The following is a 13,265-nucleotide window of genomic DNA, read 5'->3' as shown; positions in this document are numbered from 1 at the left end:
AGCAGGCTATTTTTTAAGCGGCTGAATTAAGCTTTACCGATAATGCCACGTGCCACGATTTCTTTCATGATTTCGTTAGTACCACCATAAATACGCTGGATACGTGCATCAACGAAGAAACGTGAAATTGGATATTCAGTCATATAGCCATAACCACCGAAGAGTTGAAGCAAGTTATCAGCGACTTTCATTTGCATATCAGTACTAAAGCTCTTCAATGCAGCGGCTGTTTCAACATCTAACTTGCCTTCATTGTATAAAGCTACATTTTGGTTATAGAAAGCAGCTGTTGCCAACTCATCAATCTTCGCTTGAGCCAAGACAAAACGTGTATTTTGGAATTGTGAAATTGCCTGACCAAAGGCTTGGCGTTCTTTTACATACGCTGTTGCTAAATCAATTGCGCCACGGATTGCACCCAATGCCGTTGAAGCAATCGCGGTACGTTCACGTGGAAGCTCCTGCATCAGGTAAGCAAAACCTTGCCCTGCTTGGCCCAACAATTGATCTTTCGGTACTTTGACATTATCAAAGAACAACTCTGACGTATCTTGTGAGTGCAAACCAATTTTGTCGAGGTTGGTTCCCTTTTTAAACCCTTCTAAATGTGTATCCACCAACATGAGTGACACACCTTTGGCACGTGCTTGTGGATCAGTCTTCACAGCTAGAACCACAAGATCCGCATGTTGACCATTTGAAATAAAGGTCTTCGAACCATTTAACACATAATGATCATCTTGCAAGATAGCACTGGTACGCATCGCCTGTAAGTCAGAACCTGCACCTGGCTCAGTCATACCAATCGCACCCACGACTTCGCCCGACACCATTTTTGGCAACCAATACTGTTTTTGTTCTTCTGTCGCAATGTGCTGGATATACGGCGCAGCAATTTCAGAATGACATGAAATCGCAGTTGATAATGCGCAATAGCCTGCGCGTGCAGACTCTTCAACCAACATCAATGAATAATGCGTTGGTACACCATAACCGCCGTATTCTTCTGGAACATCGACACACAAGAATCCATTTTCACCCAATGCGCTCCATACCGAACGTGGCATAATGCCTTCACGCTCCCATTGGTCATAATGCGGTGCAATCTGCTCGCTCATAAAGCGTTTAAAGTTATCGCGGAAGAGTTCCAAATCTGAATCGTAAGCTAACATCATTATTTCCTTTCGCTTTCATTGTTCTTAAAAGTTTGTTCGCAGTCATGCTAATAACTTTTAGATGGGATGTCATGTCCCGTTTACATCAAATCACTAGACTGATTCGGTCAATAATTTTGTTTGCATCACCGATCTTCAGTTCACAGTTGTATATTGATTAAACAGCTTATTGGTTTTTTTATGCTATACAACGCAGTTTTATGTCATATTGATTTTATTCTTTGTGACAACCTTCACTACGGCCATGAACACCAAACGTAATATTTATAAAACCGCAGAACATCCATTTGCTCAGTATGTGCGTATTTTAGGTAAGGGCAAAACAGGGTCTCGTTCGCTCAGTTACGAAGAAGCTTATCAAGCTTTTACGATGATTTTAAAAGATGAAGTACTGGATGTGCAGTTAGGTGCATTCTTGATGCTGTTGCGTGTTAAAGAAGAGTCCGTAGATGAGCTGGCAGGTTTTGTTCAAGCCACCCGTGACCAACTCAATTTTCAGCCACTTGATGTTGACCTTGACTGGTCTTCTTATGCAGGCAAGCGTAAGCACTATCCATGGTTCTTATTGGCAGCACTGACTTTAGCACATCATGGTTACAAAATTGTGATGCATGGTGCATCGGGTCATACCATTAACCGTGTCTATACCGAACAAGTACTACAATACTTAGGCTATTCAATTTGCCAAAATGAACAAGAGGTTCGTGAGCAGCTGGAACAACACCATTTTGCCTACCTGCCACTTGAGGTCATCTCACCAATTTTAAGTGAATTGATTTCACTACGAAATGTCATGGGATTACGCTCACCAATTCATACACTGGCACGCCTGATCAACCCCTTTAATGCCAAAGCAACCTTACAGGCAATTTTTCACCCTGCTTATCGTAGTTCACACCAGCAAACTGCGTTTCGTTTGGGTTATCAAAACAGTGCAGTGATTAAAGGTGAAGGTGGCGAGTTTGAGCGTAATCCTGATGCCAAAACCTTAATTTGTGGGATTAAAAATGGTGAGTTGTACGAGCACGAACTGCCTAAATTGACCCCTGACCGTAGCCCAATTGAAGAAGAGCTTGATTTAGCTGTGTTTAAAGCCGTTTGGCTGGGTGAGCAAACACATGAATATGGAGAAATGGCAGTCATTGAAACTATGGGAATCGCGTTGTATACCATGGGTGTGGTCAATAGCTATGCTGATGCAATGGAGAAAGCTCAAGCCCTTTGGCAGAGCCGTTTCTAATATCAAATAGACCAAGGCTATCAAACGGCCTTGGTCTTATGGTTCAACATAATAAAAATCTGGCCAAAACGGATATTCCTGAGCGGAAGAATGAATATTTCTTAAGCTCAATTGATCACCGATTTTGGTTGTAATCTTATTCGAATCGTAAGGACCAGACAGATACGCATCTCGTTGTTGACCTATCAGCTTATTACAATAGGCATGATGCGCTTTGATCTTTTGGGAGTTCCGCATGGTTTGAGCGTCCATGACCTCAATCCCAATCAACAACATGGGATAACCATCATTTTTTATTGCTGTATATTCAGTTTGAGGTGAAGTGTATTTCTGGCTGGCAATCACCTTCACCTTGAGTAAACATTCAATCGGCTGTTTAGCCAAGGCAGTGCCACTCAGTAAACTAAGCAATAAGAACGTGCAGACAAGTTTTATAAGTTTCATCCCATTCATTATTATCTTTTGATAATGATAAAAAAAGCCCAGTGTTGACTGAGCTCTTTAAGTTTAAACAAAACGAATCGGCTTAAATTCAGGTTCGTTATGATGATGATCATCATCACATTCCTCACCGTCTTTTTTGGTCCCGCGGTCGATATAACCACTGCGCTGTTCTTTAGGCAAATGTTCCATTTCCCATGCATACACAGCTTGCATACAAATTTCACGCTGCTCTTTAGTTAATGCAATACCATTAGGCCATTTACCAATTTCAACAGCAGTTTTCAGGCGCTCAACAATTTCAGGATTTAAAATAGCGAGCATTTGTTCAATATTCATGAGTCATCCTGTTGAAAAGATTCAAAATCTTGATTCCACCCCAATTTGGTACGACACGCCATATAAAAGTCATAACCCGGTGGATGTAATAAGCTTAGTTTAAACGGATGTTTGCGGATATGCACCGTATCACCGACATTTAATGCAACACTATGTTGACCATCAGCACTGACCATCGGCAAAACACGGTTTTCACGGATCGTGATCTTAATTTCACTTTGCCCACCAACCACAATCGGACGTGATGATAAGGTATGCGGATGCATCGGAACCAGTGCAATTGCATCCATACTCGGATGCAAAATCGGCCCGCCTCCAGAAAGTGCATAAGCAGTTGAACCTGTTGGCGTTGACACAATCAAACCATCGCTATGCTGACGATAGACATATTGTCCGTCAATATTCAGTTCAAAATCGATCATATGAACCGATCTGCCCGAATGTAGCACTACATCATTCAGTGCAATGGCATCATAAATTGTTTCACCATTGGTTCGAACTTCCATTTCTAATAAGAAACGGCGATCCAGCTGAAACTGACCTTGTAAAACCTGATCGAGTTTAAAAATCGCTTCAGCAGGTTTGATGTCTGTTAAAAAACCCAGTCGACCACGGTTAATCCCGATCACAGGGGTATTATGCCGAACCAACGCACGTGCAGCATGTAGCAACGAACCATCACCACCGACTACAATCACTAAATCTACAACTTCGCCCAGTAAATTTCGACTTACGGTCTGCCCATGGCTATAGGGAACCAGTTTCGCTGTTTCCTGATCAAAAACGGGGTTTAAACCTAAATTGATCAAATGATCATGAATTAAACATAACGTTTCTACTACAGAATATTTATCTGGTCGTCCAATTAGACCAATATTTCGAAAGGATTTATGTGAAATTTGCACGAATAATTCAGCTCCGTCGCGATTACTGACTATCATATCACTAACAACCAATGTTGCGTTGATGATTGATTAAAAAGTATAAAAATGTCTATCCGTTGTTTTTTTATACGATTAATGTCAACGCATCCTTAAAGTTTTTATTGCATGTAGCTATTTATTCACAGTTTTATGATTGCAAAATGACAATAAGCTATCGCATCATTACCAACATTGTTTTGGTTTTAACGCAAATCTATGAAGTTTGAACGTGGTATTGGTTTTCTAGCACTCATTTTTTCAATGTTAGTGATAGGCGTCTTTGTTGCTTTTAGTATCTATCTGATCAGCTTAGATAATATTATTCGTGACAAGTTTGAAGGTCAGCGTTGGGACATCCCTGCCAAGGTGTTTGCTCGCCCATTAGAAATCTATTCTAATGCCCAGATTACTCAAGAGAATTTTACTCAAGAGTTAAAATTATTGGGTTATAAAAACACAGCGAATTACGATAAGTCAGGCAGCTATGTAGTACAAGGCAATAAAATGTTTGTGCATACTCGTGGCTTTGACTATGGTGACAGTACTGAGCCTGAACAGGTACTTGAACTTGCCTTTACTGATGGTCAGGTGAGTGAGATTCGCTCAACCAAACCCTCAAATACAGGCATTGCACGTTTAGAACCTTTATTGATTGGCGGTATTTATCCTCAACATAATGAAGACCGTGTGCTCATTAAGCTGAATAAAGTACCCAAAACCTTAATTGAAGCGTTAATTTCAACCGAAGACCGTAACTTCTATCACCACCACGGTATTTCAATCCGCGGCACAGCCCGTGCCTTGGTGAGTAATGCGACAGGTGGCCGCCGCCAAGGTGGTTCAACCTTAACGCAACAGTTGGTCAAGAATTTCTATCTCTCTCCAGAGAAAACACTGAAACGTAAAGTCAATGAAGCACTAATGTCTCTATTGATTGAATTACATTACAGTAAAGATGAAATTCTGGAAGCTTACTTGAATGAAGTGAACCTTGGTCAAAATGGTAGTTACTCGATCAATGGTTATGGTTTAGCATCACAGTTTTACTTTGGCCTGCCTTTGCGTGAGCTAAACGTCTCACAGCAAGCCTTTTTGGTTGGCCTCGTCCAAGGTCCATCCTTATATAACCCTTGGCGCAACCCTGAGTCTGCCAAGAAACGCCGAGATGTTGTGTTAAATAACATGATGGTGATGGGCTACTTAACCGAAGCTGAATATCAGGATGAAATTGCCCGCCCATTAAATGTGGTGAGTAAACCGACTTTGGGCCCTGCAAAGTTCCCAGATTTCCTTGATATCGTGCGTCGTCAACTCCGTACGGAATATCAAGAAAGCGACATTACCAATCAAGGCCTAAGAATTTTTACGACGCTGGATCCAATTGCGCAGACCCAAGTTCAAAATGCCTTTAAGAATACCGTTGATCGTTTAGCCAAAGCCAATCCCGGCCGTTTGAAAAACTTGCAAGGTGCTGTACTGGTTGCACATCCAGAAAACGGTGAATTAGTTGCAGCAGTAGGTTCAACCCAAGACTTTACAGGCTTTAACCGTGCACTCGATGCCAAACGTCAAGTCGGCTCATTATTAAAACCAATTATTTATTTAAATGCGATTGAGTCTGGTCGTTATACCTGGGCAAGCCCAATCGAAGATAGTGCAGTGAATATTCCAATTGATGGGGATAAGAGCTGGACACCGAAAAACTATAGTGGTGGCGAGCATGGTGTAGTACCGATGCAACAAGCATTGGCCAACTCTTATAACCTCTCTACTGTGCGTTTGGCCAATGAGTTTGGCTTGTCTGCATTTACCAATAAATTAAGACAATTTGGCGTCAGTTCTGATATTCCGGCCTACCCTTCTATTTACCTCGGTGCAGTGAACATGTCACCAATGGAAGTATTAAGCATTTACGGAAATTTTGCGACAGGTGGCTTTAAATACCCTCCACGCTCGATTCGTACAGTCGTCGACGCAAAAGGACATCTACTCGATCGTTATGGCCTAAATGTGCAGCAGACCATAGATCCTGCTGCAGCTTATATTATCAACTACGGTTTACAGCAAGTGATGCGCTCTGGTACAGGCCGCTCTGCTTATAATAGTCTGCCAGAATCGCTTAATCTGGCGGGTAAATCAGGAACCACCAATGACACGCGTGACTCTTGGTTTGCGGGTTATTCCGGAAACCATGTCGCGGTTGTCTGGTTAGGTCTGGACGACAATAAAGTAACAGGCTTAACAGGTTCCTCAGGTGCATTACCAGTCTGGATCAATGTGATGCGCCAGTTGCGTCAGGAACCGGTCAATCTGCGTCAAACCGACAATGTGCAATGGCAATGGATTGATAGTGCAACAGGCGACTTATCTGCTCAAGGCTGTGATGGCGCCATGTATATTCCATTACTGCGTCAAACCGTACCGCGTCGTGCAACCCTGTGTGGCCAGTCTCATTATGAAGTAGAACCCACCTATATTCCTCAGAATAATGAAAGCCCTGTGGAGGATCATCAGGACGGGATCAGTAATTACATTCGTGAAAGTGAAAACCAAATGGATACAGATTTATCCAATCGCCAGCCAAGCCGTGTGATCTCTAGCGGCAGCTATAGCGGTGACAACTAAGTCAAAAGGATGATGGCATATGATGAAGCATACAACGGTGATGATCGGTGTGTTACTACTTGCAGGCTGTACCGCTGCACCTGAAAAAACACCCACCAAAACAGCACCTACGCAGCCACCAAAGAAAGTAACCCAACCTTCTTCTGGTGTAAAAATTACGCCTTATGATCAAAAAGAGATTAAACGCCAAAGTGTTCCTGTCGTTGTACCGCAACAAAAAGTTCAGCAAACGTTTAATGATGGCAGTCAACTGCCTGCATTTAAAACTTTAATGCAAAAAACACAGGTGGCATATAAGCAGCAGCAACTTGCAGAAGCTGAACGTTATGCTTTACAAGCGCAGCGCATTGCACCACAAGCGACTGAGACTTATCTGTATTTGGCACTAATCGCAGATCAGCGCAAGGAATATGCCAATGCCGAGGCACTGGCACGTCGTGGCTTAAGCTATGCGCAAAGCAATGCCATGAAGAAACAGCTCTGGCTGATCATTCTAAAAGCCAGTGAAACACGAGGTCATAAGATTCAAGCCCGAGAGGCCAACAAAGCCATTCAAGCACTTTAATTTAAAGTTTGAACTGACGAATCCCTGCAAGCCCATAAGCATGATGTTTTTGGGCTTGTTCTAAATCTGCAGGAGCAACCCCTCCTAAGGCAAATACAGGAATATCACAGCCTTGTGCCAATTCAGCAAAACCCTCCCAGCCTAAGCCCTGTGCTTCAGGATGTGTTGTTGTCGCATTTACAGGACTGAGAAACACCGCATCACAGCCAATCTGATGGGCATGCTGCAAGGCCACAGCATCATGACATGCCGCAATCAAACGTTTCCCTATAACCAGTTCAGCTTTGTTCAACTGCATCAGTTGAGACTGTTTGAGGTGAATAGTTTGAATTTTTGCTTGCAGATCACTGCTCAATTGCTGCCAAAGTGCGTAATTCACAATCAAGCGTGAATATTGTTCATCAGTTAAAATCTGCAATTGTGAATCAATCTGAGCTTGATCCTCTAAAGCAGTCCGCCAATAGAGCAAGGTGTTGTGTTGTGACATCTGATTGAGCTGATCACTGATTTGAATCAGATGTGGCCAGCTTAAACGTTTTAAAATTGCGGCATTGGCTTTGGGAAAATTTAAATTTACCAACTCATCACGGCGATACCATGCCCAAGGCTGATGGATAAGATTAAGTAACCCATCAGGTACATAGGCATGGAATAAATGTAAATTGACAATGATGTCATCATATTCGTGACAAATCCGATCAAATACATGCCAGTCTTTTAGTCCAATCCCTACTTCTTCAAAAATTTCACGGCGGCAGGCCTGTTCAGGCGTCTCCCCCAATTCAACTTTTCCGCCTGGAAATTCATGTTTATTGCCTTGATGTTGATTGGCTTGTCTCCAGCCCACCAATACTTTGCTTTTATGTAATAGAATTGCGATCGCAACATCAACCGTAGCTTTGGCCATAACAGACTAAAATCTCTCATCTTTTCGGCTTTATTTTAAGGGCTTTAAGGCACTATTCCCATGTCAAAAAACAAAATTAATAGAGGATTTTGTAAATTGTTAAAATTTCCGTTGACAGGCCTATTCGATAATGATTATCATTTAAATCATTAAAAAACACACCACGGAGCATAACAAATGAACGCACCATTTAGCCTTTTCACTCGTAGTACTGATGCAGCTCAATCTTTACCAATGTTGCATTCAAATAACCTTTTTGCCCTAGGCCGAGAAATTCGGATTATGCATGCTGGTGAGGAGTACCGCTTACGTTTAACCCGCAACAATCGCCTGATTTTAACCAAGTAATATAATAATAATCGGACAAAAATAACAAACGTGGGAATAGCAGTATGTCAGCGCATACTGCTTTTTTAATCGCATAGCCCATTTAAATTTGCCTGATTACGTCAACATGATGGTGGCTTTAAAATCCACGTATTCAGCAAATGCATTCATGAGATCTGTCACTTTAATCTTAAAATAAAACACATGCAAAAAATCAGATGATAACCATGTTGAGTTCTGGAATAACCTAGTGGTTTAAACTTGATCGACAGCAACCTCAAGGTGCTTGACCAGTTTATAGTTAATATCCATTTCACTAGTCAACATCATGACCTTTTATTTTTAAAGACATATCCTCTTTCATGGTCAGCTTTTTTTGAGCCGTGATGATTTGAACAGACCTCATACTGCTGTCATCAATTCGCGATATCCATTAAAGCAAATGAAATGAGCTGAATCTGAAAATTAGAGCCAGTCTGTACAAATTATCAGCTCAACGGCACCACACGCAGAACTTCTTCAAGCGTGGTTACGCCCTCAAGTACTTTACGCGCACCAGCTATACGTAAAGGTTCGATGCCTTCTTTTTTGGCCTGTGCCTTTAAATCATTCAATGTACCATGCGCACTAATCAATGACTTGAGTTCTAAGCTGACTGGCATAAACTCATAAATCCCAACACGGCCTTTATAACCTGTATGGCGACATGCTTCACACCCTACTGCGTTATACATGGTCGTGGGCATATCCATCATATAATCAAAGGTTAAATGTTCCCATTGTTGTTCATTCATCGGCCCTGCTTGCTTACAGCTTGGGCACAGTCTTCGAACTAAACGCTGAGCCAAAACCCCTAAAATAGTAGCTGCGGTGAGGAACGGCTGGATACCGAGATCATGTAAACGCGTCAAACTAGAAGGAGCATCATTGGTATGTAAAGTGGAAAGTACCAGATGGCCAGTTAATGCCGCTTGAATCGCCATATTTGCGGTATCATGGTCGCGAATCTCACCCACCATGATAATATCAGGGTCTTGACGCATTAATGCGCGCACACCATCAGCAAAACCTAATTCAATATTGGGATTAACCTGCATTTGGTTAAAGCTGGGCTCTAACATTTCAATCGGATCTTCGATGGTACAGACATTGACCTGCTCGGTTGCCAATTGTTTTAAAGACGAATATAGCGTGGTGGTTTTACCCGAGCCCGTTGGTCCGGTTACCAAGATAATGCCATGACTATGCTGAGTCAGTTGCTGCCAACTCTGCAATAAATGCCCTTCAAAACCCAACTGCTGGAAACTACGCACTAATACTTCTGGATCAAAGATACGCATCACCAGTTTTTCGCCAAAGGCCGTTGGCAACGTTGAAAGACGTAATTCAGTCTCTTGTCCTTTTGGTGTTCGCGTTTTTAGGCGTCCATCCTGTGGTTTCCGCTTTTCTGCAACATTCATTCGACCCAAGATTTTAATCCGGGAAATCACTGCAGTAAGCGTATTGGCAGGCATGTTATAGATGGTATGCAACACACCATCAATACGGAAACGCACCTTACCTTTATCTTTACGCGGCTCTAAGTGAATATCACTGGCGCCTTGCTCAAAGGCAAATTGCAGCACCCAATCTACCAGTTTGACAATATGTTGGTCATTAGCATCGGGGTTCTGGGTATCGCCTAACTGCAGTAAGGCCTCCACACCTTTATTTTCCCGATCATAAAGACTGGCATTTTGCGATGAACTCACTGCCCGACTGACTTGATAATATTCAATAAGATAACGTTGTAGTTGTTCTGGGTTGAGCAGAACTTTCTCAATTTTCTTGGGTGCTAGGCTACGTTCTAGATTATTGAGCCACTCTGTCGTAAAAGGCTGATCCGTTCCAATTAGAATGCGGTCAGGCTGTACTTCAACTGCTAAAATATGGTTTCGTACCGCAAACTCTTGTGACATCACACTGGTTAAAGCCGCCACATCTGCTTTTAACGGATCAATCACAAATAAAGGAATATCGGCTTTTTCAGCCAACCACTGACATAAACGATTCAACCCTAAGCTAGAACCGGCATTGAGTTGATCCTTTAAATTGAAATTGGCTATCCACTGTAAGGGATGCCATTTCAACTGATCTTTTTGACGATGTGTGGTTTGGATGAGTAACTTATCCCGTTCAGTAATCCGACCGTCTTTCAGTAGTTGCTCTAAACACCACGTCACATCAACCGTAAATGAAAAATTTGCAAATTTTGCCTGAGCTTGCATTACCGTCAGTTCCCCAAATTTTTAACACATTTATATTTTTAAAGTTTTTAACTTTGCTCTATAGCGACAACTGTGACATGCCTATCATCAACTGTAAAACGAATATTCAGTTCTGAAAAACACATACCATAGACCCGTTCAGCATCAGCTTGATACGCAGGTCTTGGATCTAAAGATAACACTTGTTCTAGTTCATCGAATATCTTTTTATCCAAAATCCTCTGCCCCAGTAACTGCTGTTGTTGTGACTGAGCAGTTTCCGCCCAAAGTACTTTTTTACGAATGGGTTCTTGTTGCGCATAACCACTCATCGAATTCTCGATGGCATCAGAATATTGGATATACGGTTTGATGTCTAAAATTGGTGTGCCATGCAGTAAATCACTGCCCATCACATAGACGCGAACGGCCTTGCCTTGCTTTTCAACCCGTAAAAAACGCACTACCGACAAACCAATTGGAGATGGGCGATACATACTCCGCGTTGCAAAAACTCCAATTTTCTGATTACCGCCTAGTCGTGGCGGACGCACCTGCGGACGAAATTTAGACATTTGATTCAAAGCGTTATCTTGATTTTTATTTTCATGAAACTGCCACAGCAGCCACAAATGGCTAAAATCTTCGATTCCCTCAAAGGCTAAAATATCGTTATAGGGTTCCGCCATCTCTATATAGGACTCGACTTGCACGAGATTTGGTTGTCGTGGAATACCAAATTTCTCACGATAAGGAGAATGCATATGACCGATGATCGGCATGACTACAGAATTACTCATCACTTTTTCTTATAAACACAATTAAATATATTCAGTTTATCGAGAATGATTTTAGATTAGAATAGCCATCTGTTTCTTTTAACTGTGATCGAGACCTTTAATGGCTGCTTTTAACGTTGAACGCATTACTCATGTTCACCACTGGAATGACACACTTTTCAGTTTTAAAACTACACGCGATACCAGCTTACGTTTTAAAAATGGTCAGTTTGTGATGATCGGTCTTGAAGTAAATGGTAAGCCTTTGATGCGTGCTTATTCGATCGCGAGTGCGAATTATGAAGAGGAACTCGAATTCTTCTCAATTAAAGTACAAGACGGTCCATTAACTTCTATCTTACAAAAAGTACAAGTGGGCGACGAAATTCTTATTTCTAAAAAGCCGACAGGCACTTTAGTTCATGATGACCTATTACCAGGCAAAAACTTATACCTTTTATCTTCTGGTACTGGACTTGCTCCATTCCTTGCACTGCTTCGTGATCCAGAAACTTACGAAAAATTTGAAAAAGTAATTATGGTTCACGGTACACGTTATGTATCAGAACTTGCATATCAGGATTTAATCCTAAATGAACTCCCGAACCACGAGTTCTTCGAAGAATTAGGTATCAAAGACAAACTGATTTACTATCCAACAGTGACACGTGAACCATTCCATACTCAAGGTCGTGTAACCACTGCAATTGAGTCTGGTGAACTATTTGAAAAAATTGGTTTACCACGTTTCAACCGTGAAACTGACCGTGCCATGCTTTGTGGTAGCCCTGCCTTCCTGAAAGATGTTGCAGCGTTACTTGATCAACATGGTCTGGTTGAATCACCGCGCATGGGCGTGATGGGTGATTATGTAATCGAACGTGCATTTGTTGAAAAATAATTTTCAGCCATAAAAAAACCGAGGTTTCAGCCTCGGTTTTTTTATTATAACAAGCTTAAAATCAAACTATATCTTATTAATTTGGTTAAAATCGCTATTTAATAAAACTAAACTTAATAAATAATTAAGCAGCTTCCAAATGAATTAAACGCTCAATATAATACCAGCACTCTTCAATTTTAGCGCGATCCTTGTTCACTTTCGCATAAGCAGTCATACCATCAAGTATATTGATATACATCGCGGTTAATACATGTGGTTGAAACACCTTCGCCTTTTCAAATAAATCTTCGATCAGCGCCATTAACCACTCACGATATTCAACAATCGGCCCAATAATTGAAGGATACTGTTGTAGTATTTCTAAAGAGGCTTTCTGAAACATACAACCATGAAAATCATCTGTATTAAACCAAGCCAAATGCCAAAAATAAACGGCTTTGATTTTCCCCAAATAATCACCTTCTGCTATTAAACTGATTTCGTGTTCAATGGCGACTTGAATACTTTTATTCCTACGAGAAAGGCATTCTTCGATCAAATTTTCCTTAGAAGGAAAATATTTGTAGAAAGTCATTTTGGCAACGCCAGACTCACTGATAATTCGGTCCACACCTACAGAGCTGTAGTTATGACGGTTAAAAAGATCTAGAGCCGTTACAATGATATCTTCTTTTTTTGACATTTTATTATCCTTTTAGAATTCTATCAAAAAACTTAATGCATTATTTAGACATAGTTTAAGTGCTGGAAATTCTGGCCACTCACTATGTGTGTTTATGTTATTGTAAGAGCAT

At 41.4% G+C, this 13,265-nt stretch carries 13 protein-coding genes; 5 read left to right on the top strand and 8 right to left on the bottom strand.

Annotated features, from left to right (window positions below; genetic code table 11):
• Positions 1-26: 26 nt before the first annotated feature.
• The gene (locus tag Aba26S_RS00700) at positions 27-1,172 is read right to left on the bottom strand and encodes an acyl-CoA dehydrogenase family protein (RefSeq protein WP_005241926.1); all 1,146 of its coding nucleotides are present in this window, start codon (positions 1,170-1,172) and stop codon (positions 27-29) included.
• 247 nt (positions 1,173-1,419) lie between these two features.
• Between Aba26S_RS00700 and Aba26S_RS00695 the strand changes: the two genes are divergently transcribed.
• A complete protein-coding gene (locus Aba26S_RS00695) occupies positions 1,420-2,415 on the top strand; it encodes a glycosyl transferase family protein (RefSeq protein ID WP_043969750.1) in 996 nt (331 codons plus the stop codon).
• Between the two features lie 36 nt (positions 2,416-2,451).
• Here Aba26S_RS00695 and Aba26S_RS00690 read toward each other — a convergent pair whose 3' ends face one another.
• From Aba26S_RS00690 to Aba26S_RS00680, 3 genes are all read right to left on the bottom strand, one after another.
• On the bottom strand, positions 2,452-2,859 hold the full coding sequence (locus Aba26S_RS00690; RefSeq protein WP_026040151.1) for a hypothetical protein: 408 nt from the start codon (positions 2,857-2,859) through the stop codon (positions 2,452-2,454).
• Positions 2,860-2,922: 63 nt separating this feature from the next.
• Positions 2,923-3,195: a YeaC family protein gene (locus Aba26S_RS00685; RefSeq protein ID WP_005241929.1), complete on the bottom strand. Its 273-nt coding sequence runs from the start codon at positions 3,193-3,195 to the stop codon at positions 2,923-2,925.
• The gene (locus tag Aba26S_RS00680) at positions 3,192-4,100 is read right to left on the bottom strand and encodes an NAD(+) kinase (protein ID WP_010589837.1); all 909 of its coding nucleotides are present in this window, start codon (positions 4,098-4,100) and stop codon (positions 3,192-3,194) included. The genes Aba26S_RS00685 and Aba26S_RS00680 overlap by 4 nt, the downstream gene beginning before the upstream one ends.
• 234 nt (positions 4,101-4,334) lie before the next feature.
• On the opposite strand from Aba26S_RS00680, the gene mrcB reads away from it, so the two are divergent.
• Both mrcB and Aba26S_RS00670 read left to right on the top strand, forming a co-directional pair.
• Positions 4,335-6,743 (top strand): penicillin-binding protein 1B, encoded by a 2,409-nt coding sequence (gene mrcB / locus Aba26S_RS00675; protein WP_043969749.1) that lies wholly within the window; start codon positions 4,335-4,337, stop codon positions 6,741-6,743.
• A 19-nt stretch (positions 6,744-6,762) separates the two neighbouring features.
• On the top strand, positions 6,763-7,308 hold the full coding sequence (locus Aba26S_RS00670; RefSeq protein ID WP_043969748.1) for a tetratricopeptide repeat protein: 546 nt from the start codon (positions 6,763-6,765) through the stop codon (positions 7,306-7,308).
• A 1-nt stretch (position 7,309) separates the two neighbouring features.
• On the opposite strand, the gene Aba26S_RS00665 is transcribed toward Aba26S_RS00670, so the two are convergent.
• Positions 7,310-8,215 carry a thiamine phosphate synthase gene (locus tag Aba26S_RS00665; RefSeq protein WP_043969747.1) on the bottom strand — a complete coding sequence of 302 codons (906 nt, stop codon included), beginning with the start codon at positions 8,213-8,215 and terminating at the stop codon, positions 7,310-7,312.
• A 177-nt stretch (positions 8,216-8,392) separates the two neighbouring features.
• Here Aba26S_RS00665 and hemP point away from each other — a divergent pair, with 177 nt between their 5' ends.
• On the top strand, positions 8,393-8,563 hold the full coding sequence (hemP, locus tag Aba26S_RS00660) for a hemin uptake protein HemP (RefSeq protein ID WP_004653932.1): 171 nt from the start codon (positions 8,393-8,395) through the stop codon (positions 8,561-8,563).
• A gap of 467 nt (positions 8,564-9,030) precedes the next feature.
• On the opposite strand, the gene Aba26S_RS00655 is transcribed toward hemP, so the two are convergent.
• Together Aba26S_RS00655 and tsaA are read right to left on the bottom strand one after the other, a co-directional pair.
• Positions 9,031-10,809, bottom strand: a complete 1,779-nt coding sequence (locus Aba26S_RS00655; protein ID WP_043969746.1) for a GspE/PulE family protein — start codon at positions 10,807-10,809, stop codon at positions 9,031-9,033.
• Between the two features lie 47 nt (positions 10,810-10,856).
• Positions 10,857-11,570 carry a tRNA (N6-threonylcarbamoyladenosine(37)-N6)-methyltransferase TrmO gene (gene tsaA, locus Aba26S_RS00650; protein ID WP_171248911.1) on the bottom strand — a complete coding sequence of 238 codons (714 nt, stop codon included), beginning with the start codon at positions 11,568-11,570 and terminating at the stop codon, positions 10,857-10,859.
• 118 nt (positions 11,571-11,688) lie between these two features.
• Between tsaA and Aba26S_RS00645 the strand changes: the two genes are divergently transcribed.
• Entirely contained in the window at positions 11,689-12,468 is a 780-nt protein-coding gene (locus tag Aba26S_RS00645; protein WP_005241937.1) for a ferredoxin--NADP reductase, read from the top strand.
• Between the two features lie 124 nt (positions 12,469-12,592).
• On the opposite strand, the gene Aba26S_RS00640 is transcribed toward Aba26S_RS00645, so the two are convergent.
• Positions 12,593-13,153, bottom strand: a complete 561-nt coding sequence (locus Aba26S_RS00640; RefSeq protein ID WP_005241938.1) for a TetR/AcrR family transcriptional regulator — start codon at positions 13,151-13,153, stop codon at positions 12,593-12,595.
• Positions 13,154-13,265 lie beyond the last annotated feature (112 nt).

The sequence above is a fragment of the Acinetobacter sp. NBRC 110496 genome (genome assembly GCF_000876115.1).
Lineage (GTDB): Bacteria > Pseudomonadota > Gammaproteobacteria > Pseudomonadales > Moraxellaceae > Acinetobacter.
This window is presented reverse-complemented; position numbering and strand designations above follow the sequence as displayed.

Coding starts and splice junctions, on each gene's coding strand:
- Aba26S_RS00700 (WP_005241926.1), bottom strand. CDS start 1,172: ATGTTAGCTTACGATTCAGATTTGGAACTCTTCCGCGATAACTTTAAA.
- Aba26S_RS00695 (WP_043969750.1), top strand. CDS start 1,420: ATGAACACCAAACGTAATATTTATAAAACCGCAGAACATCCATTTGCT.
- Aba26S_RS00690 (WP_026040151.1), bottom strand. CDS start 2,859: ATGAAACTTATAAAACTTGTCTGCACGTTCTTATTGCTTAGTTTACTG.
- Aba26S_RS00685 (WP_005241929.1), bottom strand. CDS start 3,195: ATGAATATTGAACAAATGCTCGCTATTTTAAATCCTGAAATTGTTGAG.
- mrcB (WP_043969749.1), top strand. CDS start 4,335: ATGAAGTTTGAACGTGGTATTGGTTTTCTAGCACTCATTTTTTCAATG.
- Aba26S_RS00670 (WP_043969748.1), top strand. CDS start 6,763: ATGATGAAGCATACAACGGTGATGATCGGTGTGTTACTACTTGCAGGC.
- Aba26S_RS00665 (WP_043969747.1), bottom strand. CDS start 8,215: ATGGCCAAAGCTACGGTTGATGTTGCGATCGCAATTCTATTACATAAA.
- hemP (WP_004653932.1), top strand. CDS start 8,393: ATGAACGCACCATTTAGCCTTTTCACTCGTAGTACTGATGCAGCTCAA.
- Aba26S_RS00655 (WP_043969746.1), bottom strand. CDS start 10,809: ATGCAAGCTCAGGCAAAATTTGCAAATTTTTCATTTACGGTTGATGTG.
- tsaA (WP_171248911.1), bottom strand. CDS start 11,570: ATGCCGATCATCGGTCATATGCATTCTCCTTATCGTGAGAAATTTGGT.
- Aba26S_RS00645 (WP_005241937.1), top strand. CDS start 11,689: ATGGCTGCTTTTAACGTTGAACGCATTACTCATGTTCACCACTGGAAT.
- Aba26S_RS00640 (WP_005241938.1), bottom strand. CDS start 13,153: ATGTCAAAAAAAGAAGATATCATTGTAACGGCTCTAGATCTTTTTAAC.